A 25006-nucleotide genomic window follows, 5' to 3' on the forward strand; every position below is an offset into this window, starting at 1 on the left:
ATACAATATGGATAACGTAAATAACACTTTATATATTCCACTGTACGGTAAGGCAAAGGTCAGCCAAATGGGGATTATCCTTGAGGACAGGACTGCTGAAAAGATATGGGCGGAAAATGCCGTACTACTGGGAAAGAAATCAAAGTCAAAATGGCTGGCCTATTTTATGGCAATGCGGGCAAGGGTTTTTGATGACTGGGTCAGAAAAATGCTTGCTATGGATTCAGAAGTTCTTGTATTGCATATTGGATGTGGATTGGACAGCCGTGTACATCGTGTCGGGGCATCTGGCGTGCTTTGGTATGATCTGGATTTTCCGGAGGTCATCGCCCGGCGGAGAAAGTATTACAGCGAAGATGTCGATTATCACATGGTGGCTGGAGATGCAGCGCAGCCAGCATGGCTGGTAGAAATCCCGAGAAATCGGACAGCGGTGATCGTCATGGAGGGTATGGCCATGTATCTGCCCCCGGATGCGATGGAGCGGATGATGGCGATGTTGTCGCAGCATTTTTCTTCAGCTCACTTGATGATGGATGTGTATACAAACCTTGGAGCGAAACTATCAAAGTGGAAAAATCCCGTTACGGAAGTAGGGGTAACAACTGTTTACGGATTGGAGCACCCTGCGGCACCGCTGGGGAAAAGCCAGATTCGCTATGTGCGGGAGCATTCTATGACTCCGCCAGAGTTGGTGAATCAGCTTACAGGAATGGAACGTGTCCTCTTCAGATTCCTGTTTGCTGGAGGGACTGCAAAGAAACTGTATCGAATGTACGAGTATGAGTGGTAGCGGTGATGATATGATTTATCAAAACGACCGATATTTACGGAAATTGTTGCAGTGAATATTAGGAAGTAATGTCTGCAACAAAGAAAAACCGCTGCAATTTTCATCCCCACGCAGGATGGAAGTTGCAGCGGTTTTGTATTTTCTGAGCATTGTTGTCAAACTGTATTTTTACAGTTTGGGTACCACTTGCGAAGAAAATAGGCGGGTGTCCAGAGGGGCGTAGTCCCTTTGGCTCTGGGTTTCCAATAGGGGCGAGCAGCACCCCTGTTGGCACACGATTTTCCGTAGGAAAGTCTAGTGTGTTATACCTTTGCTTCCGGCTGACGCCGGGAAGGGGCTGACTGCGGCATCTGCGACTTGGGCGGATGGGCAGCAGGCAGGCACTTTTCGACGGCAGTAGGGCAGGCGGATTTTGTACGGTCACGGACGAAATCGAGATTTGCACATAGGGCAAAATCCGCCTGCCCGGAAAAGGAAGCAGAGGTATATCATCCCCCGTCCCGCCGCAGCGACAACGCCCTTATTAGTCTGCTTCCCCCTTGGATTTCTCACGGCTCTTGTAGACGTTATACTGGTTCTTGCACCGTGGGCTGCAAAAGGCTGCATTGGATCGGCTGCCCAAAAACACTTTCTGGCAGTGCTTGCACAAGCGCAGGGGCTGGTCATCGTCCACCAGCATGAAGCTGAACATCATCTGGATACCCAGCAAAAGGGAGTGAAAATCCCAGTAGATGGTGGGCTTATCCAGTAACTCGATGTGGTAGCTGGGAGCGATCCCGCCAAATGCGGCTATGGCCTTGCGGTACAGTCCCCTTGCATCCTCGTCGGTGGAATCAAAGTCATTGTAGTACAGGATGGACGTAGACAGAGTAAACGCCCAGTCCTTGAACTGCTGGGCAACCCAGTCGTAGGGTTCCGCATATTCCCGCTGGAAGCTCATGTTCTTCGCCATCGGCTCGTCCATGAAAGTCATGGTCAGGGCAACCATCGTCCAGTCTCCCGACACATTCCACGTGGATTCAATGCCTTTCTTCACCAAGTCCAGCTGGTCAAAGGGATAAAACAGGGACAGGTATTGGTCTGTCACCATGGATTCTTCCTTGATGAAGTGGTTTTTCGGCAGATATACCGCCTCATAGTCCATAAAGGTCGGCGTGGTGGGCAGAGCGGTCATCAGCCCCAGCAGGCCGTACCGGGTGACGAACTCCATCACCGCCTTTTCCACTTCTGCTTCCGGCTTGCGCCCCATCATCAGCATCCCCACATTCAGCGCATCCAGCACAATGTTCGGGACCTCTTTCAGCGGATTGTAGACATCCGGTTTTGCATTCTTGCCGGGGGTAATATACCGTTTGCCATCTTTCGCTGTTTTCAGTTCATAATGATCGTACCGCACCCAATGGGAACGGGACTGTTCAAACAAATTTTTCATCATACACGCCCTTTCTCCTTAATCGTCCCAATTATCAGGGGCGGTTTTTCTTTTTTCTGCGCTTGGTCTTGTTCTCCCGCCGGATCACGGCATCTTTCCCCTGTTTCTTTGCGATTTTCGAGTATTCCTCCAAAAACTGATGTTCCCGCAAGGTCAAGCTACCGCCATGCTCCTGCTTACCGCACAGATGGTCATACATCTGGCGCTGCAATTTCTTGTGGATGGTTTTCCGCAGTTTGCGGATGTTGCGGTCAGACTGCCCACGCACAGCGGCAAGCCGGGTGGTGCTGTACAGCCGCAAAGAGAGGAAATACAGAACTTCCTTATGTTCCTCGCTCAGTTCCTCCACCATGCGGGAAACAAAGGCATCGGCGGTCAGGTTGTGCATCTCATAGGGGCAGTCAAACAGGATGTCCAGAAAGTTCCCGGCCATCAGCTGCCGGTATGCGGGGTTGTTCATCCATCGGGGAATGAGCTTCGGTTCCGGCGCCGCCTGATATTCCATCGGCACATCCCCACGGAGATTTTCGTGGTCCCGCTCCCTGCGCTCCCGATTCTGATCCAGCTTGTCCCATTCCCCTACGACGACCCGGAAGTCCTTTTCGGTGCGGGCTGCTTCCTCCAGCCGCCGCACAGCTTCCGCCCGAATTTCCCGTTTCAGTCGCTTTTCGCTGACCGAGGCGGCTTCTTCTTCCTCGGTTTCCAGTTCCGCTTCATAATCGACGGGATGCTCGTCCTGCTCCAGCTCACTTTCCAGTTCTGCCAGACGTTCTTCTGCAAGCGCCTGCTCCAGCGTTTCCACCGCCGCATCAGCGCCTGTCCCATCGTCCCATCCGGTGAAGCCACCCTCGGTATCCAGAAGTTCGTTATCAGACAGATACGCCATGACCTCACCTCTCTAAAAAAATATTTTGTGATTTTTCAAAAATGGTTCCGTTTTGCACCCCGGATTTCTCCTATTAGTGAAAGGGTAATCTAAAATCAGATTACTTTTTCCGGAACTATATCAACATTATACAACGACTGCGCCGGAAGCGCAAGAAAGAGAGGTTCTATGGTAAAAAACGGCACCCAGTATTTTCTTTCGGAAGGGAGTGAGCAGTAATGACATGGTTTGAGCTGATAAAACAAGTTGTCCGGGTTCCGGAGGTTGCGGCCTATTATGGGCTGCAAGTCAGCCGAAACGGCATGGCCTGTTGTCCCTTCCACGATGACTGGCATCCCAGCATGAAGCTGAACGAGAGGTACTTTTACTGTTTCGGCTGCGGAGCCACCGGCGATGTGATTGACCTGGTGGCGAGGTTGTTCGGCCTGAGCAGCTACGAGGCGGCTAAAAAGCTGTCTTATGACTTCGGGATTGACCCGGACAAGCCACCAGCGGCAATCGCCATGCCCAGACCAAAACGTCCTCTGCTGAAAGCATACCGGCAGGAGGAGGTTCGCTGCCTGCGGGTATTGTGCGATTATCTGCATCTTCTGGAACGCTGGAAGGTACAGCACGCACCTAAGAGACCGGAAGATAATCTGGATGATCGGTTTGTGGAAGCCTGCCAGATGCTGGACTATGTGGAGTATCTGGCAGATTTGCTGATTGCCGCCGAGCTGGAACAGCGGGTAAAAATTGTAGAAATGCTGAACAAGGATGGCCTGATCGCCGGTTTGGAGGAACGGTTAAAGAGATTGGAAAAGGAGGAAGTCACCCATGAAGAAAAACAAGCAGCCTGACGGGATGCCCGTTTGGTTTGATGGAAAAAGCATCAACGAAGCCCTGTTTTGTGAGGAGTTCTTGCAGACGCACAAGATCATCTTCACAAACGGGGCTTTTTTCACGCCCGAAGGCCGTGTGACCGATGAGCTGCCTTTGCGGGGAGAGATTTTTGAGGAGCTGAAATGCTGTGCGGTCAGCAACATTCCCCGCAAAATCAGCAACATTGTGGAGCTGATGAAGCTGGCGGCGCTGGCGGAGGATTTTCCCCCGGAGCCGGACCGGATTCACCTTTCCAACGGGACACTTTTTCTGGATGGGACCTTTGCGAAGGGAAAGCCGAAAATCGTCCGCAACCGTTTCCCCGTGGCCTACAACCCCAACGCTCCGGAACCTGTCCTCTGGCTGCAATTTCTGGATGGCCTGCTCTACCCGGAGGACATCCCCACCTTGCAGGAATATATCGGCTACTGCCTGATCCCCAGCAATAAGGGACAGCGGATGATGGTGATTAAGGGCAGCGGCGGCGAAGGAAAGTCGCAGATCGGCGCTGTGCTGGGAACTTTGTTCGGCTCCAACATGAAGGACGGCAGCATCGGGAAAATATCCGAGAACCGTTTTGCACGTGCCGATTTGGAACATATCCTCCTGTGCGTGGATGACGATATGCGGATGGAGGCCCTTCGCCAAACCAACTATGTGAAATCCATCGTCACTGCCCAGGGTAAGATGGATTTGGAACGCAAGGGCAAGCAGAGCTATCAGGGATGGATGTGCGCCCGGCTGCTGGCCTTCTCCAACGGAGATTTGCAGGCGCTGTTTGACCGCAGCGACGGATTTTACCGCCGCCAGCTGGTGCTGACCACGAAAGAAAAACCAGATGGCCGTGTGGATGATCCCGACCTTGCCGAGAAGATGAAAGCCGAGGTGGAGGGTATTCTGCTGTGGGCTTTTGAGGGATTGCAGCGGCTGGCCGCCAACAACTTCAAATTCACCGAAAGTGAGCGCACCAGAGGGAATCGGGAGGCAGTCAAACGGGACAATAACAATGTCTATGATTTTCTGGATTCTGACGGGTATGTTCGCCTGAAAGCCGATTTATCTGCCAGCTCCAAAGAGCTGTATGAGGCATACCAGATTTACTGCACCGAGAACAACCTGCCTGCCCTGAAACCCCGCAGCTTCAGCGAAGCCCTGATCGCCTGCCAGAGCCGCTACAATCTGGAATACTGCAACAATGTGACCAACGCAGCCGGACGGCGGGTGCGTGGCTTTCTGGGGATTGCGGTACTGGTGAGAAATCATATATCAGTGTTTTCCGGTGATTCGATGCGTACGTACGTACCGGAAGATGTGCCGGAGGAATGGCGGCGCTGAGCCATGTACGTACGTACGCTTTGATTGACCGTTGTTCTCCCTTTTATAGCAATTCAGCGGCTATGTCAGTCAGAATCACTGGTCAAATCCCCATGCTAAATCAAGGCAAGTGGAAATCGAAAAGTATTTGCCTATTGGAAGAAATCATTTTGCGAAACCGTGCTTCTCGCCCCGGTGAACCGGGTGCATGGAATCATGGGGAAATGCACGGTTTCAAGTCAAGTCACACGTAACGGAAAAGTCGGAAGGTGCGACCTATGGGCAGGACATCACACCGGCAATTCTGAACGGATTTGGTGACAAGGAGATTTTTCACCACACAGCGAAGCGGTTATGCCAGAGGGCGTGCCAGCTTCGCTTTTTTATCAAGTAAATTTAGGAGGATTTTTGATGATGACGGTACGCAACGAGATTAAGGCACAGATCGTCCGGGCCGGATATACCATGCAGGAGGTAGTTGACCGGCTCCATGAGGAATACGACTGGTCGGACAGTGTTTCCAACCTGTCCGCCAAACTCCAGCGGGAATCCATCCGCTACAAGGAGGTTGTGGAGCTGGCCGATGTGCTGGGATATGACCTGATCTGGCAGAAACGGAGAGACAGAGTATGAGCAAACCACAGTATGCTATTCTTCGCTTTGCCAAGTACAAGGGACCGGAAATTGGGAACATCGAAGCCCACAATGAGCGCACCAAAGAGAAATACGCTAGCAACCCCGATGTGGACATCAGCAGGAGCAAGTATAATTTCCATCTGATCGAGCCAGAACGAAAATATCGTGCGGAGGCGGAGCGGCAGATCAAAGAAGCCGGTTGCCGTACCCGGTCAGACAGTGTTCGAGTCGTGGAAGCCCTGGTAACTGCCACACCGGAGTTCTTTCAGAGAAAGAAGAGATCTGAGATCAGAGCCTATTTTCAAGAGGCGCTGACCTTTCTCCAGCAAAACCAAGACCCCAAAACAATCATATCCGCCGTGGTGCATATGGACGAGAAAACGCCCCATATGCACCTTTCTTTTGTCCCGCTGACTGTGGATGGCAGGCTCAGCGCCAAGGAGATCGTGGGAAATAAGAAAAAGCTGACCCAGTGGCAGGACAAGTTCTGGGAACACATGGTGCGGAAATATCCCGACCTGGAGCGTGGGGAAAGCGCCAGCCAGACCGGACGTGACCACATCCCGCCCAGAGTGTTCAAAGAGATGACCCGCCTGACCAAGCAAAAAGCCAAGCTGGAAGAACTGCTGGCCGGTATTGGAGCCTTTAACGCAAAAAGCAGAGCTGCCGAGATTGCGGCTCTGCTGGATCAGTATATCCCTGCGGTGGAGCAGATGCACAGCACCATGAAGAAGTATCAGGTGGCATTTACGGAAACCACCGTGGAAAACAAAAAGCTGAAACAGGAGAACGCTCAGCTGGAGCAATCCCTAGAGAAAGCAACCCAAGAAAGCACTTTGAAGCAGCTGGCCGATGCCAAGCTGCGGCGGGACTATGCTGACGCTGTGGCGGTGCTGGATCGCATTCCTAAAGAAGTGCTGGCAGAGTATATGCACAAACCGGACAGACGGAGGATAAATGCCTATGATAGATGAGTGGAACGGCCTTGCCGTTTTACTGGCAGATATGATTGAAAAATATGCTGGGGAACTGGACTTAGATGCTTTGCCCGCTCCAATGTTTCCCGAGGAGAAAGCCGCAAAACACAACACAACTAAAAATGTTTACAAAGAAAATGTTGAAACGCAAAAAGCGGCGTGATACAATAATCGTGTGGTAATTGTCCAAACTCAATATAGGGAGAGCAGGAGCCTCCCTATATTGAGGTATATTAGTTTGATGTGATGAACGAGCGGATGTCATAATCAGAAAGAGAAGGTGTTGAGGATGGATAATCAAGTATCTCAGTATCAGTCGCTGCCCGGCAATATGCTTTATAACAATCTTATTTCAAATATTGAACAAGGCCAGATAAAGATTCCCCAGTTTCAGCGGAAGTTTGTCTGGAGTATTGAGGAAACTGCCGGATTGATCGACAGCATCCTGAAAGGCTACCCAATTGGCACCTTTATTATTTGGGAGACAAATGACCGCCTTCGCTCCGTTCGTAATATTGGAAATTTTCAATTCCCGGATACGCCTGATGGAAATACTGTCCAGTATGTTCTGGATGGGCAGCAGCGTATGACCAGTTTATATGTGGCACTTCGAGGCGCAAAGTTAGAAGATGACAACGGACAGATTACCGACTACTCTGAGATTTATGTGAATCTTTCCGCAAAATCCGATGATTCTCTTGTGCTTACCGATAAAACAGGGTATCAGGACACACAAATCATCCGCTTCGTCGATCTTCTCAATGGCTCCCTCAGTTTGCTTTTGAGTAAGTATAACGACTATATTGATACGATCGATGCGTATCGTAAAGCGGTACAGACCTACCAGTTTTCAAAGATCGATGTAAAAAACGCTCCCATTGAAGTGGCAACCGAAATTTTCACAAGAATCAATATCGGCGGCAAACCCTTGACGCTGTTTGAGATCATGGCAGCAAAAACTTATGATGAAGCAAAGAAATTTGACTTATCTGAGAAATACGATGCACTTATTGAAAATCTTTCAAATGTTGACTACGACACAATCTCCAGCTCCACTGTTTTGCAGGCTGTCTCTGTATGTCTCGTGAAAGAATGCACCAGAAAAAGCATTCTGAACCTGGAAAAACAAAAATTTATCGATGTATGGCCCCGAGTTGAGAGTGCGTTTGAGTCAGCTGTAGATTATTTGCGCAGCTTTTATAAAATTCCTGTTTCACAACTTCTTCCGTATGATGCTTTACTGGTTCCGTTTACCTACTATTTCTTCCATCACAAAGATATTCCGGCAGGTTTGCAGCAGGATCTTCTTCAGGATTACTTCTGGCGCTGCGTACTAACTTCAAGATTTTCGAGTGCTGCGGAAACAAAATTAACACAAGATATGAAGCTGATTGACAAAATTTTGAACAATGAGCAGCCCGTTTACGATGTTCCGATCGATACTTCTGTTGAGTTTATTCGGAATCACGGTTATTTTTCTGCCGGTTCAGCTTTCATCAAGGGTATGCTTTGCCTGCTTGCTTACCAGCAGCCAGTCTCGTATCAGAATAATGGCATTGTTCACATTGCGAATGATTGGCTGAAACAGGCAAACAGTAAAAACTACCATCATTTTTTCCCTAAAGCATATATGCGTAAGGCACACCCAGAAGTTGATGATTGGCTGGTAAATCATATCGGCAATATTACAATCGTGGACGATTTTCTGAATAAGCGCTCGATTCGTGACAGAGCACCATCCAAATATATCAGCGAATATATGGCCCAAAATCCGAATCTTGAAAAAGCGCTGAATTCCCATTTAATAAGTGCCGCCTCAGGCTGGGGCGTTTTGGAAGATGATTATCAAACATTTTTCCAAAACAGGTTAAACTGGTTCTGCGAGGAACTGAACAAACGAGTGATTGTTACACAGGCGGATAGAACAGCATAAGGAAGTTTTATGAAAAAAGAAAAGATAAAAGTTTATACATATACGAGAGTGTCTACCGCCATGCAGATTGACGGCTACTCGCTGGATGCCCAGAAATCCCGCATGAAAGCCTTTGCAGAATTCAATGATTACGAGATTGCTCACGAATATGAGGATGCGGGAAAATCGGGAAAATCGATTGAAGGCCGTACGCAATTCAACCAGATGATGGAGGACATCAAAACCGGCAAGGATGGCGTTTCCTTTGTTCTGGTATTCAAGCTGTCCCGTTTTGGTAGAAATGCGGCGGATGTCCTTTCCACCTTACAGGTCATGCAGGATTTTGGCGTCAACCTGATCTGTGTGGAGGATGGTATTGATTCCTCCAAAGATGCGGGGAAGCTGATGATTTCCGTCCTATCGGCAGTGGCGGAAATTGAGCGTGAAAACATCCGTGTCCAAACCATGGAAGGTCGTATCCAAAAGGCCAGAGAGGGCAAGTGGAACGGCGGCTTTGCCCCCTACGGCTATAAACTGGTGGATGGCAAGCTGGAAATCAACGAGGAGGAAGCTCCGGCAATTCGCACCATCTATGAGCAGTATGTTACAACCGATTCCGGCGCAAATGGGATCGCAAAATATCTTGAAAATCATGGGATCAGCAAAGTCCAGCGCCAGAACGGGAAAAATCCTCTTTTTGATGCTCGTCTGATCCGCATGATTCTGAAAAATCCGGTTTACTGCGGCAAAATTGCCTATGGCAGGCGAAAAACCGAAAAGGTGCATGGAACCAGAAACGAGTACCGTTTGGTAGAACAAGAAAACTTTTTGTTGGTGGATGGTCTGCATGAGGCCATTATTCCGGAGGATGTATGGCAGGCAGCACAGGTCAAGTTGGCGGCTCAAGCCAAGCGGTATGAACACGTCAACAAAGGGAAAAATGAATGCACGCACCTGTTGTCCGGCATCGTAAAATGTCCCATATGCGGTGTTGGAATGTACGGTAATAAGTGCGTGAAACGGAAAGCGGACGGCAGCAAATACAAGGATTTCTACTACTATGGCTGCAAACATCGTTCTATGACCCGTGGGCATAAATGCGATTACAAGAAGCAAATTCGGAAAGAGCTTCTGGACGATGCTGTGGCGGAGGTAATCTGCAAGCTGGTCAGCAATCCCAAATTTGCGGCGATGATGCAGGAAAAGATCAACATGAAAGTCGATACCACGGCCATTGAGCAGGAAATCAGCAGCTATGAAAAACAGCTTCGTCAGGCTTATTCCACCAAATCCAAGCTAATTGAAGAAATCGACTCTCTTGACCCGGATGACCGGCATTACGGCAGGCGGAAATCAGACCTTGATGATCGGCTCTATGGGATGTATGATAAGATTGAAGAATTGGAGTCTCTGCTGATTGCAGCCAGAGCCAAGAAACAGGCTATTGAGGCAGAAAAGCTGACCGGCGATAATATCTACAAGGTTCTGATCTACTTCGATCAACTCTATGAAAAGATGAACGACAGAGAAAAACGGCAGTTGATTGAGGAACTGATTTCTGAAATTCAGATTTACCCGGAGCGTCAACCCAATGGTCAGTGGCTGAAATCCATCAAGTTCCGGTTGCCTATCATCGAGGAAGATATGAATATCAGTTTGGACAACGAACAGCAAGTTGAATCGGTGGCCCTCTTATCCCGGAAGACGGAAAATCCATACAGCGAATAATATAAAAGAAGCCGGTATCTTTTGGATACCGGCTTCTTATTTTTGTTTTTTCCACTCAGCTTTTCTTAACGGCCATAACCTTTTTCACCAATCCCACGAGTTGTTTTCTTTTCACAAAAGCGAAAACAGCAGCTACCGCAATCAGTCCATATCGGAGGATTGCATAATTATAGGTGAGAAGCAGAAGGAAACCCATGGCTAAAAAGGGTATTGTGATAAAAAGAATCTTTTTCAGCTGATAAGGCCTTACCCCATCACAATATTTGTCACAGGTCTTGTTCATGAAGATATAGTGTCCGATACAGTATACAATATAACAGACTAACGTCGTGTATCCCGCTGCGACATAGCCCCAGATCCCAATGCAAATAAAGTTCAGCACAACATTTAATGCCGCTCCTATTATGCTTGCCAGCATAATAAAATTCGTCTTTTCATAGTAAAAAGCAAACTTTGCAAATAAGTCGTAGCTGTACATAAAGTAGACGCTCATTGCCACCGGCGGAATTACCCATATGGCTTCGTGGTAACTTCTAGGAGCAAAAATTGCGACTGCTTCCGGAGCCAAGGCGATCAAAAGTAAATTCACCCCGGCAATCAGCGCAAGGGAGATGTAGGCGACTGAAGGGATGTCCTTTATTTTTTTCTCTTTAATCTTTCGATACACCCACGGGCTGATGGTCTGTGATAAGGAAGAATTAAACAAAGCCATGATAGAAGACACTGCATAGGCCAAACTGTAAATACCTGCCTGGCTATCCCCTACCATATCTTTGATCATAATTCTATCCGCACTGCTCAACACAACCTGCGATAGGTAATGAGGAATCAAAGGCAGGTTAAACAACAGTGCATGTTTCCAGAATTTAGCTGAGTAAAACTTTTTGCCCCTCCACATCTGGACAAAAAAGAACCCGGCATACCCGATCAGTTCCACCAAAGCCAGTCCCAATATCCTGGCTGTGACTTTATCTTCCGCCAAAACGACGAACACGATACCTATGACCGGCTTTGCAAAAGACACGCCCAATGTAACAAAAACCAACGCCTTATATCGGTATAGAACCCGCTGTTCCCCCGCCCAGAACCGGAAGACAGCCGTCGCCCATATCATCACCAGCATGGCCAGCATTTGGACGGTCGTCAGTGAAAATAGATCATTCCAGAAATTTCGAAATAGTAAGTAAATTACCGTCCAGAAAAGGCACAATGTGGTTGTCAGCCCTTGCAGAGAGGAGGAATAAACCTTTCTCTCCGTCTCAAACTTGATCAGTCCCTGCGTATAGACGCCGGCAGCTAAGTCCAGAGAGACAAAAATCGTCACAATGCTCAGCCAAGAATTAAATACATTATATTGCCCATATTCCGCTGTGGACAAAAGCCTCGTAAAAATGGGCGTTGTAAGCATAGAGATTCCCTTTTGCAGAAAAGCGCAGATCAAAAACCAAAATGACGCTTTTACCTGGACAGGGATACCCCTATACTTTTTTAATAAACCAGTAATCGGAAGCACCTTCTTTTTTACGTTTGGAACGATCTCTGAATCAGAACCTTTCCCGTTCGTTTTCTAGACATGGCAAAGCAGAAGCATCCCATACAGTCCCGGGCCTTTTCCCTGTAGGGTTTCTTCTGCCTCATTCCTGTTCACCATGGTCTTATGAGATTTTTTGCCTCTGCCGTCCTTACTTCTCACACAGATCTAGAAACTTTTCCAAGCACCATACCAGCCATTTTTGATCTCCCGTCATCCCATCCGTACAGTGGGGCCAAAACTCCGGACGAACCGGTCCCTGCCAGTCTTTAAACCACTCGTTCATCGGGCGCGGCATGGGCGTCTTGGGCGGGACAACCAAGTCAGGATACAGGCGCTGGAAAACCTCTCTGACCAAGTATTTATTTTCCCCATTGCGGATTCTTGTATAATCTATCGGAACCGCCAAATATGTCTCGGCAAACGGGCATACAAGCGAAATCCCTGCGGTTTGGACAGCATTCGTATACGATCCCATTGCCTCAATCCTAAAAATATCGGAGACAAAAGAGTGTGGATCCACATGTCCATCCACTGTATACTTGTAAAAAGGTTCCAAAATCAATTCCGGCTGCTTTAAGACCTTGTACGGCATCACATACGTGTACCTATCGATAAAATCTCCTATTAACCAATCTTGGGACAAAAGGCCGTTCATCCCGCCGTAAATAATATCCGCGTTTTCCCCGAATAAAAGCACATCTACGCCGTCCGACTTTGCCTTTAGGGCCGCTTTGTAGATCTGTACTTCAATGGAATGAAAGGGCGCTCCTTTGTGCTTCATCAGGATAGGGGCATAGTTTTCAAAATCTTCCCAATAAATTTTAATTACTTCATGTTTTAACCCGCATTCCTTTGCATATCTTGCCGCCATAGGCGTTTCATCTGTCACCTCTACGCCCGGGACAATGCATTGAAACGTATATGCCGTTGATCCAGGCGGCATAAATTTCGCTAAAATAGCCGAGTCAATTCCGCCCGAAAGAGCCAATGCTACTTTTTTCTCTTTACTGATTGTTTCAATCGAACTTTTTATATGGTTTTCCAGTTCCACACTGTCGTGTACTGGCCTGCGCGGGATGGTATCCTCCCACAAATGCGGCCTTATTTGTTCCGACCAGCATTTTTCATGGTCCACAATGGTCCTATACATCAAGTATGAACTCATGCAATATCGTTTGTCAACCTGCATTGCCTCTCCTCCAACTACTTGGCCTATAACGTATCCCGAACGGCTTTCAATGCTTTGGAAATTTGTGTGGACGAGATCCCCTTCGTATAGGGGAAATAGACGATCCGAATGCCTGCCTCTTGAAATTCCTTTTCGTATTGCTGCCATTTTTCCGTACCGTACCAGTCATCCCCTACGAAAAGGATGCTGGCTCCCAGCTTTTTGCACATCGTAAGCTTGTCCATATCAGACTGGGGGACGGCGGCATCGACATACCGGATGCTTCTTACAATTTCAATCCGGTCCTCAAAGGGGATCATGGCGTGTTTCCCTTTATACAGGACAAGGTCATCGGTCGTGACCCCGACGATCAATTTGTCGCACATGCCGCTTGCATTCTTCAACAGGTTTAAATGCCCGATATGAAATAAGTCATAGACACCTGCGGTATAACCTATAATCATGATGGATCTCCCTTCACACCCCAATTGTAATCATTTCCGCCGGCTAATCGGCTTTCTCTTTACCCGTCCTGCGTGATGTCAAACCCAAGAAATCCGCTATCGTCTCGCAGCCGCGGCCATAGTCCTTTAAGCCCAACCGGATTCTAAGATCATTGCGCTGTTCTCGGAAGATGTCCTCTCCGCTGGATACCTGTTTGATAAAATCCATTAAATCATCGAACCGATAGATGTGGTTCCCAGGCATAAAACTCATGGGGTCTTCCATGGTAAATTTAGGCTTATAACTGTCCAGATCGTCCAGGGTCCACGCAATGGGCCTGTCCAGCAGCATATAGTCAAAGACAACCGAAGAGTAATCCGAAATAAGGGCATCCATCTGTGTCAGCAGCTTGCAGAAGTCGACCTCTTGCGTGTCAAGCTGATGCCAGAAGGCCACGTTGGACAGATCCGGCAGAGACAGATATTGAATCGAACGGGGATGATGTTTGACAAGTAATAGTATGTCCAGCTTTTTCAGCTGTTCGTTGAGCGCATCAAAATCTTCCGCACAATAAATAACAGGGATCCCATAAGGATACTCCTTTGTGGAATCATTGCGTTTTCCATTCACATGGGCTCTGAAAGTGGGCATCCAGATGATTACCTTACGGTATTTCTTATCTCCACAGATCTTAGAAAGCTCATCCCAGCCATGGCCGGCGAAGACGTCGTTGCGGGGCAGCGACGAATACAGCGGCTCAACTTTATCGCTTATATTCCAGCTGCGTTTCTTATATTGGTAACATTGCTCGCTGGGAGAGACGGCAAAATCAGTAAAATCAGGGAATTCAGAGAGTGGCGCTACCATCTTATATGGCAGCGCACCGTGGCTCAGGTTGACATTCACCTGCCTCTTTCGTCTTTTCCGGATGGGCGCATTGTCCCAGAACTGGAATTTTGAGACACATCCATAGTACTGTCTCCTCAGATACTGCTTGATGGAAGACGGATTCCTAGGGACTGTGATCACTTCCGGCATGGTATAGCTGTTATTTTTAGTTACCCACACAGCCTTGTATTCCTCTAAGACCCCAGCTTGTTTTAGATAGGTATAGAATGCCCCTGCATTGCCGTCAAAATCGTTTGTGCTCTCAAACATTATGTATTTCTTCAACGGCAGTAAACAAAAGACACGCGTGACGAACCCCTTGAACATGGCGGACGGGGCCTGACGCAAGGATTGCAAGATATTGGTTTTCTTGTCTTTTCCAGTCATTTGATTGATAAGCCCCCTACCTCCTGCACAGAAATCTGTACAATTTTTTCAAAGGAATCCTCTGGATTATAATCCTTATTTTTCTTATGGAATTAAATGTAACACATAATCCAGAATAATTCAAGTGGATAGCCATGTCGTTTTGTGTTATAATCCATAAATAAATACACTTTTCTGCCGAAAAATTCATGTATTTTCATCACAAGCAAAGGCACATGAAAACAGAAAAAAGGATAGGGAGACTTCTATCCTCCCTATCCTTTTTTAGATTCTTCATGTTTTGCGCGGCACAAACAGCACGCGGATGGTCGTACCCTTTCCTTCCTCGCTTTCCAACGTCAACTTGGCGCCATGGAGCATAGCGATGTGTTTGACAATTGCAAGGCCCAGGCCCGTACCTCCTGTGGCTTTGCTGCGGCTTTTATCCACCCGGTAAAACCGTTCGAACACCCGTTGCTGATGCTTAGCAGGAATTCCGATGCCTGTGTCCTGTACAGTTAACGATGCCCCTTCCGGGTTGTTTTCCACTATCACAGTGACCTTGCCCCCCGCCCGGTTATAGCGGATGGCATTGTCGCACAAATTGGTACACAGCTCCACCAGCAGTCCCCGGTCGGCCTGTACCAGCGCACTCGACCCTTGGGCTAGAATCGTGACATAAGACTTTTGCGCAGTCAGCTGAAGGTCACTGACGCATTCCTTCGCCACATCCATCAAATCCACCTGCTCAAAGTGGGCCGCCACTTGAGGTTCCCCGTCTGCACTGTCCAGTTCGCTGAGTTTAATAATATCGCCGATCAAAATCAGCAGTCTCGACGACTCTTTCCGGATCTTGGCAGCGAAATCTTTGACGTCGTCCGGCTTTGCCATTCCCGTCTGGATGAGCTCAGCATAGCCGGAAATGCTGGTCAGCGGCGTCTTTAGCTCGTGGCTGACATTGGCAGTGAATTCCCGGCGCAGACGTTCGCTGCTTTTTCGGCTCTGTTGGTCGATCTGTATGGCCCGGGCAAAAGGTTCCAGTTCCCGGTACGGAACATGGTTGCTGATATCGTCCAGATTATCGGCCATGCTTTCGATAGGACGGACCAACCGCCTCGTCAGGAGGATGGACAGCACGGCTGACAGTGCCAGAATCACAATACAGCTGATGACAATCATGGGCAGCATATCGTTGTAATTAGAGGAAATATCTTGCGCATCCAATGCGACGCGCAGTACATTGCCGTCCTCCAAGCGGATGGCATAATAATAGGTATTGTATCCCATCGAGGCAGAGGTGCGTTCATCCCATCCCTCTCCGGAGTCCAGTGCACTTTGGATCTCAGGCCGGGACAGGTGGTTCTCCAATCCTTCCCCCGCCTGGTTTTCATAAAGCACCGTGCCGTCGGACGCGATCAGAGTCAGACGGATATCCTCCCCGCCAAACTGCGATAAATCCGACAGCTCCGGTAGAAGCGGATAGGCCGCTGCAATGTCCTTTGCATTGATGGAAAGGTCATGCAGCACCTGTTTTGTCAAGGCCCGGTGAAACATGGCCGTACAGACAATAGCCGTCACCAGCATGGAAAGAAGTCCAATAATTAGGAGCCTATATGAAATTTTCTCCTCCATGCTCTGCTTCATTACGCATCTTCCGCCTTTTCGCTGAGCTGATATCCCACTTTTCTCACAGTGCGGATAAATTCTCCGGCATCCCCTAGTTTCTGACGGAGCGTCCGGACGTGCATATCCACCGTCCGGCTTTCTCCAGAGAAATCAGTATCCCATACTTCCCGCATGATGGTCTCCCTTGTGAGCACCTGTTCAGCATTTTGTAAGAAAAGCCGCAGCAGAGTATACTCCTTGTAAGTCAGCTCCACTGCATGGCCGTCCACCTCCACGCTGTGACGGCCTTCATCCATGCGCACCGGACCAAATTCCAGCAGTTCCACCGTTTCCTCCCGGCGTTCCGACCGGCGAAGTACCGCCTTCACCCGGCTGATAAACTCCATCACTCCAAAGGGTTTTGCCAGATAATCATCCGCCCCATGGTCCAGCCCTTTGACCACATCGATCTCGCTGCTTTTGGCCGTCACCATAATGACGGCTACATCCCGCATCCTGGCGTCTTTGCGGATTTGTCCCAAGATGGAAATTCCATCCTGGCCTGGCAGCATGACGTCCAAAATCACCAACTGGGGTACCTTTTCAGCACAAGCTTTTAAAAAGCTTTCCCCATCCTCAAACCCCTTCGTCTCAAAGCCGGACCCTTGCAGGGCATACTCTTCCAGCCCCAGGATGCTGGCATCATCTTCCACAATATAAATCATGCTGTTGTTGACTTCCCTTCCAGCGACATTTCGGGGAGGGCAAAACGCCGATGGTAGTCCTCGATACGCCGACGATAATCGTTGCCTTCCCCCTCCTTCATTTTACTCACATATTCGTGGGTGTCAAAGCGGTCTCTAGCCACCTCTTCCAGAGTAACCGAAATATTGCTGCAATGATCGGATACGCGTTCATAATTGGTCAGCAGGTCGGACAGCACAAAACCCAGTTCAATGGTGCATTCGCCCGACTGCAGGCGCTGAATATGACGGCTTTTCAGTTCACGTACCAGATCGTCGATCACCTGTTCCAAAGGCTGTACCTGATTGGCCAGGCTGATATCGCTCTTTTCAAACCCGGTGATGGTGGTATCCAGAACCTCTTGTACAGCCGATTCCAATACTGATAAATCCTTTTTCGCACTCTCGGAAAATTGGAGATTCTTCTCATGGATCTCTTTTGCCGTATCCATCAGGTTGACAGCATGGTCGCCGATGCGTTCATAGTCGCCGATGGTGTGAAGCAACAGGGAAATGGCGTGGCTATCCTCCATGGTGAGGCTGCGGCTGGACAAACGCACCAGATAAGTCCCCAAACGGTCCTCGTATTCATCGATGCGCCGTTCTCCCTCGGTGATCTTTTCCGCCAAGTCCTTATCCCACTTGTGGGTCAGAGACATTCCCTGCAACAAGGTGGTACGGGCCAAATCAGCCATTTCCACCGTCACAGCACGGGCGCGTTCCACCGCCAGGGCCGGAGTTGCCAGCAGACGGTCATCCAGCACCTGGATGGTGTCCGGCTTCTTGCTGTCGGGGATGGTAAGGATGGCCAGACGTTCCAGCAGACGGTTAAAGGGCAAAAGCAGGGCAGTCGCCAGGATGTTGAAGATCGAATGAACGATAGCGATTCCCATCGGATTGACGGTGTCGCTTACAAAAGAGAATTGGAATACTGTATTGAGGGAATAAAACAGGGTGAGGAATACAATCACACCGATGATGTTAAAGTAAAGGTGCACCATAGCGGCCCGTTTTGCATTTTTGTTGGCGCCTATAGAGGAGATGAGCGCGGTAACACAGGTGCCGATATTCTGACCCATGATGATGGGAATGGCGCTTCCATATGTGATGATGCCCGTGGAGGACAAGGCCTGCAAAATGCCTACGCTGGCGCTGCTGCTTTGGATAATGCCTGTCAGCAGCGCGCCCACCAGCACGCCCAGAATCGGGTTGCTGAAAGCGGTAAACAAGGCGGTAAATTGAGGATCGTCGGCCAGCGGCGATACGGCTCCCGACATAACCTCCATACCGGTCATTAGGATGGCAAATCCCAGGAGGATGGTTCCTACGCCTTTTTTCTTCTCGCTCTTTAAGAACATGTAAAGAATCAGACCCACAAAAGCAAGGATGGGAGCGAAAGTGCTGGGCTTGCACAACTGAATCCAGAAGCTTTCCCCCTGGATGCCGGACAGGCTCAAAATCCAGCCTGTGACGGTGGTTCCCACGTTGCTGCCCATGATAATTCCAATGGCCTGATGGAGCTGCATAAGTCCACTGTTGACAAATCCCACCACCATGACGGTAGTGGCACTGCTGCTTTGGATGATCGAAGTGACCACCAGGCCCAGCAAAAAGCCCTTCAGCGGATTATCGGTTAAGCGGCTTAGAATGGTCTGCAACTTATTGCCGGCCTGTTTTTCCAGGGATTTTCCCATGACGTCCATGCCGTACAGAAACATTGCTAGACCGCCCAAGAGGGTAAATACGTTGAAGATGCTCATACTCTTTCACGACTCTCTTTCAAGCAAACAAAATGTCTGCATTTTAATAATACCTTAATTATTGTAAAGAACCCACTGTAAAATCCTCGACCATATTCTTGTAAAATTCCTGTAAAGTCCAGGTTATTTTACATTTTACGACAACATCCTACTCCCATAAGAGAAGGCGCGATTGTTTCTAACCTGTCTCATCTTGCCAGCAAGCAATGGCATCTGGCAGTCCATACGGCTCTCTGTCTATTTACGTTACATCCTATTCGCTATTTCCGTCTACCGGATGGGCTCCGCAAAATTTGAACGAGCGGATCTATAAATATCAGGATTTTAACGCCTTTTTTTACCCGAAAAAGCGAAGATTTTACAGATTTCTTTTGGTTTTTACTTTTTTTTTGCATTTCGGATTTCTGTTTACCTATGTTTTACAAAAACCTGACCAATCTATGGTGGATGGAAATCCGCTGGTGCATTATGCTTAAACCGTACCCGAAAGAAACAAGCAAGGCCGGCCAGGGGTCGGCGACTGAAAAAAGGAGTTTGAACACTATGAAAAGCAGTATGATCAAAAGAATTACAGCGGCTACCATCGCCACTTTCTGTCTGGTTGTCATGGGCCTGTCGGGCTGCGGAAGCAATAATTCCTCCAGCACAGCGGCCGGTTCCTCGAAAGCAGCTGATTCCTCAGCGGCAGCCAGTGCGGAAGATTCCAGCACATCCAAAGAGCTGTCCGGTAAAATTTCCACCGGCGGCAGCACCAGCATGGAAGCGGTCATCGGCGCTTTGCAGGAAGCCTTCGCTGAAACATATCCTGATGTGGACATTACATACGATCCCACCGGCAGCGGCGCAGGCATCACCGGCGCTACGGAAGGCAGTTTGGATATCGGCCTCTCCAGCCGCGATCTGAAGGAAGATGAGACCGGCGTCACCGGTACCAAGATCGCCTTGGACGGTATTTCCATCATCGTCAACAAGGATAACCCCATCACCGACCTGAGCCTCGAAGACCTGGCCCGCATCGCCACCGGCGAAGTCAAGAACTGGAGCGAACTGGGCGGAAACGATGCTGAAATCGTTTTCGTCGGCCGTGAAGCCGGCAGCGGTACCCGCGATGGTTTCGAGAGCATTGTCGGTGTAGAAGATAAGTGTGTTTATTCGGAGGAGTTGACTGCCACTGGCGCTGTGATTGCCAAAGTTCAGTCCAATCCCAACGCCATTGGCTATGCTTCCCTCTCGGCTGTGGATGAGAGCGTCAAGACCCTGACCATCGACAAGGTCGCCCCCAGTGAAGAAACTGTCCAGGACGGCAGCTACGCCATCCAGCGTCCCTTCGTCTTCGTCACAAAGGACGGTGCCGAACAGTCCGACGCTGTCAAGACTTTCATCGAATTCGCCACCAGCAAAGATGCCGACGAACTGATCCGTGCCGCCGGAGCTGTCCCGCTGGCCTAACTTCCCAGATAAGCGTTCCCCTTGCCCACAAACCCGGCGGACGATACCTTGTCCGCCGGGCTTTTACTAGGAGGAGATTCCATGCGCGTCAAACACTTGATTGAAAAAGTGATGAACAGCATCTTTTTTATCTGTGGTATGGTGGCCATCGCTTGCGTCGTACTCATTACGATTTATATGCTCGTCTCCGGCCTGCCGGCCATCTTTGAAATCGGACCCATTGATTTCCTGTTCGGCACCGAGTGGAAGAGCACGGCCGCCGATCCCAGTTACGGCATCCTGCCCTTCATCCTCACCAGCATGTGGGGTACTGCCGGCGCCACACTGATCGGCGTACCGGTGGGACTGCTGACCGCCGTCTTTCTTGCTAAAATCGCTCCCAAAAAGCTGGCTGCACCTGTGAGCGCAGCGGTGGAACTGCTGGCCGGCATCCCCAGCGTTGTGTACGGCCTCGTGGGTATGCTGGTGCTGGTTCCGGCAGTGGCTCAGGCATTTGAACTGTCAAACGGCGCTTGCCTGCTTTCGGCTATTCTGGTGCTGAGCATCATGATTCTGCCCAACATCATCTCGGTGAGTGTGACGGCTCTCAACGCCGTCCCTAAGGAGTACGAGGAAGCAAGCCTCGCCTTAGGCGCTACTACTTCGGAAACCTACTTTAAAGTCAGCGTCCCTGCGGCCAAAAGCGGTATTGCCGCCGGCATCGTCCTGGGAATCGGACGCGCTGTGGGAGAGGCTATGGCCGTCATGATGGTTGCAGGCAACGTGGCCAATATGCCGGGCATCTTTAAGAGCGTCACCTTCCTGACCACCGCGGTATCCAAGGAGATGAGCTATGCTTCCGGACTTCAGCGGGAAGCGCTCTTCAGTATCGCTTTGGTGCTCTTCATCTTTATTATGATTATCAACGGCGTCCTGGGTGCCGTGCTCAAGCGGGGGAACAAACATGAAAAGTAAATCACGCGTCTTGAAAAACGGACTGCGCACCACCTTTGTGTATGTTGCCGCCGCCATTACTATGGCCGTGCTGGTGGGCATCATTGGCTACGTGCTCTATAAAGGCGTCCCGGAACTCAGTTGGCAGCTCATTACCAGTGTCCCCAGCGTCACTAAAAAGGTGGATGGCATCTTCCCCTACATCCTCAACACCCTCTATGTCATCCTTTTATCCCTGCTCATTGTGCTGCCCTTGGGCGTAGGCGCCGCCGTCTACCTGACTGAATACGCCAGGAATAAACATCTCATCCGTGTCATTGAGTTTACCACCGAGACTTTGGCCGGTATCCCCTCCATCATCTACGGCCTGGTGGGTATGCTGGTGTTCTGCCAGATGCTGGGCTTTCAAAGCAGCCTTTTGGCCGGCTGCCTCACTTTGGTGGTTATGACACTGCCCACCATTATCCGTACCACACAGGAGAGCCTTAAAGCGGTCCCCGTAAGTTATCGCGAAGGCGCTTTGGGGCTGGGCGCCACCAAGTGGCACATTGTGCGCACCATCGTATTGCCCAGCAGTGCCGACGGCATTATCACCGGCTGTATCCTGGCAGTGGGACGCATCGTAGGGGAAAGTGCCGCACTGCTTTTCACCGCAGGCTTTGGTAAAATCGTGGCCGACACCATCTTTGAAGCCTATTCCCGCAGCGGCGCGACCTTATCGGTTGCCCTCTATATGACGGCCTTCGAGGAAGGCAAATTTGACGTGGCATGGGCTATTGCGGCACTTCTTTTGGTCATCGTCCTGATCATCAATCTGGCTGCACGGGCTGTGAGAGCCAAGACCAGAAAGAAAAACAAATAGTGAGGAGATCTTCATGAATATGGAAACGGGTAATCCCATCATTCAAACCAAAGGCTTAACCTTGCATTACGGCGAGTTTGAAGCGCTCAAAGGCATTGATATGGACATCCTCTCCCAGGAGATCACCGCCTTTATCGGCCCGTCCGGCTGCGGCAAGAGCACCTTCCTCAAAACCCTCAACCGGATGCAGGATCTGGTACCGGGCGTGCGCATCGACGGAGAGGTCACCTTTCATGGCAAAGATATCTTCGCCAAGGATGTGGACGTCACTTGGCTGCGCAAAAAGATCGGTATGGTGTTTCAGAAGGCCAATCCCTTCCCCATGAGCATCTACGACAATATCGCTTACGGTCCCCGTCTGCATAGCCACATCAAAAAGGCCCAGATGGATGAGATTGTGGAAAATGCCCTGCGCGGTGCGGCTCTGTGGGATGAAGTAAAAGACCGCTTGAAAAAGAGCGCATTGGGCTTGTCCGGCGGACAGCAACAGCGTCTTTGCATTGCCCGCGCCATGGCGGTGGAACCGGAGGTCATCCTCATGGACGAGCCTACCAGCGCTTTGGATCCGGCCAGCACCATGAAGATCGAGGAATTGATGACCCATCTGAAAAAGAAGTACACCGTCATCATCGTCACCCACAACATGCAGCAGGCCGCCCGTATCAGCGACAAATGTGCCTTTTTCCTGGTGGGTGAATTGGTGGAGATGGGACCTACCGACCGGGTCTTCTCCACGCCAAAGGATAAACGTACAGAAGATTACATCACCGGCCGTTTCGGTTAAGAAGGAGGTTTTTCTGTGAGCAACCGTTCAGAGTACGATGCACAATTAAAAAGTTTGAACCAGAGCCTCATCGATATGGGACGTCTGGTGACGGGCGCAGTGGACAGCGCCATCGACGCCCTGGAACAAAAGGATATAGACCGTGCTGCTAAAATCGTCAAGGGCGATGAGGCCATCGACCGGGAGGAACGGGCCATTGAACATGTATGTCTCACCCTCCTGCTCCTTCAGCAGCCGGTGGCCAGGGATTTACGTCAAGTCAGCACCGCTTTGAAAATCGTCACGGATCTGGAGCGCATCGGCGATCACGCCGCCGACATTGCCGAGATCATCCCCCGCCTGGCCGACGACGGCATTCCTGTGGAACAGGATATCTCCCCCATGGCCCACAAGGCCCTGGATATGGCGCGCATGGCCATTGACGCTTTTGTCCGCCACGATATGGACCTGGCAGATAAAGTGGTGGAAGCCGACGATATTGTGGACAATGCTTTCGACATCGTCAAACGGAAACTGGCCAAACGGATGGTCGGAACAGAGGCTGCCCAAGATTCGGCCATCGACCAGTTGATGATCGCCAAATATCTGGAACGCATCGGTGACCACGCGGTCAATATCGCCGAATGGGTCAAGTTCTGTGAGACCGGTATTTATCGAGAAGAACGTATTGTATAACAACAAACTAAAATTCCATCCAAAATGCCAAGCTGTTTTTCATTTAAATCTACAGCTTCGGCATTTTTCTTTTTCTTTTCAAGATGCTGAGAAACCTTGACACATGTATAAAAACATTGTATCATTCATATGCTATTTATCCTTTGTGTTCTATTTTTTAATAAAGAAGTGAGAAAAATGAAAGACACTATCGTAAGAGCTACAGATGGTGAATTGATACAATTAAGCGGTTTATCCGATGAGCAGTTGCTTCGGCTGCGGTACGAAGAGGAAAAGGCCTGCAGTCTCAAAGCAAAAAATATGCCTCCTTTTTCGGACGAACGCAGGGAATACTTAAGGAAGGTCTACACGTATGTAGAGGAACTGCAGCAATACGACAAGGAACGGAAAGGCATTGTGGAAAGGTCTATGGGTGTGGATCTCAACAGTATCCGCCTTGTTTTAAACCGGATCCGCTATCATCAGAAAAAATTCCCTCACAACGATCCTCTTGTCGTCTTCGAGGCCGGATGCGGCTACGGCAACGCTTTGGAACGCATCGCTCAATTGGATCACGTTCAGGCAATTGGCTGTGACGTCTACCTGACAGAGGAAATTCGTTCCCTCCAGAAACAAAATGTCATCCAAGCCTATGAAGGTGAAGTCTATACCGTCTTGGAGCAGTTGAAGGATGAAAGCATCGATATCTTTTATGCAGACAATGTCCTGGAACACCTGTTCCGCAATGAACTGGATGAAACTTTGAAATTGCTCTATCGCAAGATGAAAAAGGGCGGCGAGGTCATTGCCATCATTCCCAACCGCTACACCGGTCCCCATGATATCTCCAAGTACTTCGTCCCGCGCGGCAGCGAGGCTGAAGGCCTACATTTTTCAGAAATGCGGTTTGCAGAGTTTTATGAGCTGACCACCAAGATGGGATGGAAATATAAAACCGCTGTTTTCCAGCTGCTAAAGGGTCCGTTCTTCTGCTTAAAGGATGGCAAGGGAAAGAAAACTTTGCGCAAAGCCAAATGGGAACCTGCCTTTGGAAATCAGAAGTCAAGATTCCTTCAGAAGTTTTGGTTCAAAGTGATGGCCTACTCTGTCTATGTGATGGAGAAATAGGGGCTATGGGGAAATGTATTTGAAATACTTTTTGAATCCGGCTTGCTCAAATTGAGTGAGCCGGATTGTTTTTGGCAATATGCGCGATACAGCTTGGTGAAATTGGCAGAGATCCCTTGTAATTTGTCGAGAAATATGGTATTCTTTGA

The 25006-nt window shown here is 49.5% G+C and carries 23 protein-coding genes; 14 read left to right on the forward strand and 9 right to left on the reverse strand.

Annotation, left to right across the window (positions count from 1 at the left end):
- Positions 1–7 precede the first annotated feature (7 nt).
- On the forward strand, positions 8–793 hold the full coding sequence (locus tag C12CBH8_RS09610) for a class I SAM-dependent methyltransferase (protein WP_215533111.1): 786 nt from the start codon (positions 8–10) through the stop codon (positions 791–793).
- Between the two features lie 523 nt (positions 794–1316).
- On the opposite strand, the gene C12CBH8_RS09615 is transcribed toward C12CBH8_RS09610, so the two are convergent.
- Positions 1317–2228: a recombination protein NinG gene (locus C12CBH8_RS09615; protein ID WP_215533112.1), complete on the reverse strand. Its 912-nt coding sequence runs from the start codon at positions 2226–2228 to the stop codon at positions 1317–1319.
- A gap of 31 nt (positions 2229–2259) precedes the next feature.
- A complete protein-coding gene (locus C12CBH8_RS09620; protein ID WP_215533113.1) occupies positions 2260–3111 on the reverse strand; it encodes a sigma-70 family RNA polymerase sigma factor in 852 nt (283 codons plus the stop codon).
- A 218-nt stretch (positions 3112–3329) separates the two neighbouring features.
- On the opposite strand from C12CBH8_RS09620, the gene C12CBH8_RS09625 reads away from it, so the two are divergent.
- From C12CBH8_RS09625 to C12CBH8_RS09655, 7 genes are all read left to right on the forward strand, one after another.
- Positions 3330–3950, forward strand: a complete 621-nt coding sequence (locus C12CBH8_RS09625) for a CHC2 zinc finger domain-containing protein (protein ID WP_215533114.1) — start codon at positions 3330–3332, stop codon at positions 3948–3950.
- Complete coding sequence (locus C12CBH8_RS09630; RefSeq protein WP_215533115.1) at positions 3928–5307, forward strand: DNA primase family protein; 1380 nt, start codon at positions 3928–3930, stop codon at positions 5305–5307. The genes C12CBH8_RS09625 and C12CBH8_RS09630 overlap by 23 nt, the downstream gene beginning before the upstream one ends.
- Before the next feature lie 393 nt (positions 5308–5700).
- Positions 5701–5919 carry an LLM class flavin-dependent oxidoreductase gene (locus C12CBH8_RS09635; RefSeq protein ID WP_425503810.1) on the forward strand — a complete coding sequence of 73 codons (219 nt, stop codon included), beginning with the start codon at positions 5701–5703 and terminating at the stop codon, positions 5917–5919.
- A complete protein-coding gene (gene mobV, locus C12CBH8_RS09640; protein ID WP_215533116.1) occupies positions 5916–6896 on the forward strand; it encodes a MobV family relaxase in 981 nt (326 codons plus the stop codon). The genes C12CBH8_RS09635 and mobV overlap by 4 nt, the downstream gene beginning before the upstream one ends.
- Positions 6886–7062, forward strand: coding sequence for a hypothetical protein (locus tag C12CBH8_RS09645; protein ID WP_215533117.1), 177 nt, complete (start codon positions 6886–6888; stop codon positions 7060–7062). Before mobV ends, C12CBH8_RS09645 begins: the two co-directional genes overlap by 11 nt.
- Before the next feature lie 126 nt (positions 7063–7188).
- Positions 7189–8832 (forward strand): DUF262 domain-containing protein, encoded by a 1644-nt coding sequence (locus C12CBH8_RS09650; RefSeq protein ID WP_246441512.1) that lies wholly within the window; start codon positions 7189–7191, stop codon positions 8830–8832.
- A 9-nt stretch (positions 8833–8841) separates the two neighbouring features.
- Positions 8842–10539 (forward strand): recombinase family protein, encoded by a 1698-nt coding sequence (locus C12CBH8_RS09655; protein WP_215533118.1) that lies wholly within the window; start codon positions 8842–8844, stop codon positions 10537–10539.
- A gap of 55 nt (positions 10540–10594) precedes the next feature.
- On the opposite strand, the gene C12CBH8_RS09660 is transcribed toward C12CBH8_RS09655, so the two are convergent.
- From C12CBH8_RS09660 to C12CBH8_RS09690, 7 genes are all read right to left on the reverse strand, one after another.
- Positions 10595–12052, reverse strand: coding sequence for an oligosaccharide flippase family protein (locus C12CBH8_RS09660; RefSeq protein WP_281389188.1), 1458 nt, complete (start codon positions 12050–12052; stop codon positions 10595–10597).
- Between the two features lie 169 nt (positions 12053–12221).
- Positions 12222–13262: an asparagine synthase-related protein gene (locus tag C12CBH8_RS09665; RefSeq protein ID WP_099322672.1), complete on the reverse strand. Its 1041-nt coding sequence runs from the start codon at positions 13260–13262 to the stop codon at positions 12222–12224.
- Between the two features lie 23 nt (positions 13263–13285).
- Complete coding sequence (locus tag C12CBH8_RS09670; protein WP_099322673.1) at positions 13286–13705, reverse strand: FAD synthase family protein; 420 nt, start codon at positions 13703–13705, stop codon at positions 13286–13288.
- Between the two features lie 43 nt (positions 13706–13748).
- Positions 13749–14960: a CDP-glycerol glycerophosphotransferase family protein gene (locus C12CBH8_RS09675; protein ID WP_215533119.1), complete on the reverse strand. Its 1212-nt coding sequence runs from the start codon at positions 14958–14960 to the stop codon at positions 13749–13751.
- Between the two features lie 273 nt (positions 14961–15233).
- Positions 15234–16583 carry a sensor histidine kinase gene (locus C12CBH8_RS09680; protein ID WP_099322674.1) on the reverse strand — a complete coding sequence of 450 codons (1350 nt, stop codon included), beginning with the start codon at positions 16581–16583 and terminating at the stop codon, positions 15234–15236.
- Complete coding sequence (locus C12CBH8_RS09685) at positions 16583–17269, reverse strand: response regulator transcription factor (protein WP_099322675.1); 687 nt, start codon at positions 17267–17269, stop codon at positions 16583–16585. The genes C12CBH8_RS09680 and C12CBH8_RS09685 overlap by 1 nt, the downstream gene beginning before the upstream one ends.
- Positions 17266–19047: a Na/Pi cotransporter family protein gene (locus C12CBH8_RS09690; RefSeq protein ID WP_215533120.1), complete on the reverse strand. Its 1782-nt coding sequence runs from the start codon at positions 19045–19047 to the stop codon at positions 17266–17268. Before C12CBH8_RS09690 ends, C12CBH8_RS09685 begins: the two co-directional genes overlap by 4 nt.
- Positions 19048–19605: 558 nt before the next feature.
- Here C12CBH8_RS09690 and C12CBH8_RS09695 point away from each other — a divergent pair.
- The 6 genes from C12CBH8_RS09695 (at position 19606) to C12CBH8_RS09720 (ending at position 24857) form a co-directional block, all read left to right on the forward strand.
- Positions 19606–20496, forward strand: a complete 891-nt coding sequence (locus tag C12CBH8_RS09695; protein ID WP_390490004.1) for a phosphate ABC transporter substrate-binding protein — start codon at positions 19606–19608, stop codon at positions 20494–20496.
- 81 nt (positions 20497–20577) lie between these two features.
- Complete coding sequence (pstC, locus tag C12CBH8_RS09700; RefSeq protein WP_090265283.1) at positions 20578–21450, forward strand: phosphate ABC transporter permease subunit PstC; 873 nt, start codon at positions 20578–20580, stop codon at positions 21448–21450.
- Entirely contained in the window at positions 21440–22291 is an 852-nt protein-coding gene (gene pstA, locus C12CBH8_RS09705) for a phosphate ABC transporter permease PstA (protein WP_099322678.1), read from the forward strand. Before pstC ends, pstA begins: the two co-directional genes overlap by 11 nt.
- Positions 22292–22310: 19 nt before the next feature.
- Positions 22311–23075: a phosphate ABC transporter ATP-binding protein PstB gene (gene pstB / locus C12CBH8_RS09710; protein WP_090265477.1), complete on the forward strand. Its 765-nt coding sequence runs from the start codon at positions 22311–22313 to the stop codon at positions 23073–23075.
- Positions 23076–23090: 15 nt separating this feature from the next.
- The gene (gene phoU, locus C12CBH8_RS09715) at positions 23091–23750 is read left to right on the forward strand and encodes a phosphate signaling complex protein PhoU (protein ID WP_099322679.1); all 660 of its coding nucleotides are present in this window, start codon (positions 23091–23093) and stop codon (positions 23748–23750) included.
- 177 nt (positions 23751–23927) lie between these two features.
- Positions 23928–24857 carry a class I SAM-dependent methyltransferase gene (locus C12CBH8_RS09720; protein ID WP_215533121.1) on the forward strand — a complete coding sequence of 310 codons (930 nt, stop codon included), beginning with the start codon at positions 23928–23930 and terminating at the stop codon, positions 24855–24857.
- The last annotated feature ends 149 nt before the right edge of the window (positions 24858–25006 follow it).

Source organism: Solibaculum mannosilyticum, from assembly GCF_015140235.1.
GTDB classification, from domain to species: Bacteria; Bacillota; Clostridia; order Oscillospirales; family Acutalibacteraceae; genus Solibaculum; species Solibaculum mannosilyticum.

What these genes read in the sequence shown, in the direction of transcription:
- C12CBH8_RS09675 (WP_215533119.1), bottom strand. Translation starts at nt 14,960, where the DNA reads ATGACTGGAAAAGACAAGAAAACCAATATCTTGCAATCCTTGCGTCAG.
- pstC (WP_090265283.1), top strand. Translation starts at nt 20,578, where the DNA reads ATGCGCGTCAAACACTTGATTGAAAAAGTGATGAACAGCATCTTTTTT.
- C12CBH8_RS09645 (WP_215533117.1), top strand. Translation starts at nt 6,886, where the DNA reads ATGATAGATGAGTGGAACGGCCTTGCCGTTTTACTGGCAGATATGATT.
- C12CBH8_RS09680 (WP_099322674.1), bottom strand. Translation starts at nt 16,583, where the DNA reads ATGAAGCAGAGCATGGAGGAGAAAATTTCATATAGGCTCCTAATTATT.
- C12CBH8_RS09635 (WP_425503810.1), top strand. Translation starts at nt 5,701, where the DNA reads ATGACGGTACGCAACGAGATTAAGGCACAGATCGTCCGGGCCGGATAT.
- C12CBH8_RS09685 (WP_099322675.1), bottom strand. Translation starts at nt 17,269, where the DNA reads ATGATTTATATTGTGGAAGATGATGCCAGCATCCTGGGGCTGGAAGAG.
- C12CBH8_RS09720 (WP_215533121.1), top strand. Translation starts at nt 23,928, where the DNA reads ATGAAAGACACTATCGTAAGAGCTACAGATGGTGAATTGATACAATTA.
- pstA (WP_099322678.1), top strand. Translation starts at nt 21,440, where the DNA reads ATGAAAAGTAAATCACGCGTCTTGAAAAACGGACTGCGCACCACCTTT.
- C12CBH8_RS09625 (WP_215533114.1), top strand. Translation starts at nt 3,330, where the DNA reads ATGACATGGTTTGAGCTGATAAAACAAGTTGTCCGGGTTCCGGAGGTT.
- C12CBH8_RS09620 (WP_215533113.1), bottom strand. Translation starts at nt 3,111, where the DNA reads ATGGCGTATCTGTCTGATAACGAACTTCTGGATACCGAGGGTGGCTTC.
- pstB (WP_090265477.1), top strand. Translation starts at nt 22,311, where the DNA reads ATGGAAACGGGTAATCCCATCATTCAAACCAAAGGCTTAACCTTGCAT.
- C12CBH8_RS09650 (WP_246441512.1), top strand. Translation starts at nt 7,189, where the DNA reads ATGGATAATCAAGTATCTCAGTATCAGTCGCTGCCCGGCAATATGCTT.
- C12CBH8_RS09690 (WP_215533120.1), bottom strand. Translation starts at nt 19,047, where the DNA reads ATGAGCATCTTCAACGTATTTACCCTCTTGGGCGGTCTAGCAATGTTT.
- C12CBH8_RS09610 (WP_215533111.1), top strand. Translation starts at nt 8, where the DNA reads ATGGATAACGTAAATAACACTTTATATATTCCACTGTACGGTAAGGCA.
- C12CBH8_RS09670 (WP_099322673.1), bottom strand. Translation starts at nt 13,705, where the DNA reads ATGATTATAGGTTATACCGCAGGTGTCTATGACTTATTTCATATCGGG.
- C12CBH8_RS09665 (WP_099322672.1), bottom strand. Translation starts at nt 13,262, where the DNA reads ATGCAGGTTGACAAACGATATTGCATGAGTTCATACTTGATGTATAGG.
- C12CBH8_RS09615 (WP_215533112.1), bottom strand. Translation starts at nt 2,228, where the DNA reads ATGATGAAAAATTTGTTTGAACAGTCCCGTTCCCATTGGGTGCGGTAC.
- C12CBH8_RS09655 (WP_215533118.1), top strand. Translation starts at nt 8,842, where the DNA reads ATGAAAAAAGAAAAGATAAAAGTTTATACATATACGAGAGTGTCTACC.
- mobV (WP_215533116.1), top strand. Translation starts at nt 5,916, where the DNA reads ATGAGCAAACCACAGTATGCTATTCTTCGCTTTGCCAAGTACAAGGGA.
- C12CBH8_RS09630 (WP_215533115.1), top strand. Translation starts at nt 3,928, where the DNA reads ATGAAGAAAAACAAGCAGCCTGACGGGATGCCCGTTTGGTTTGATGGA.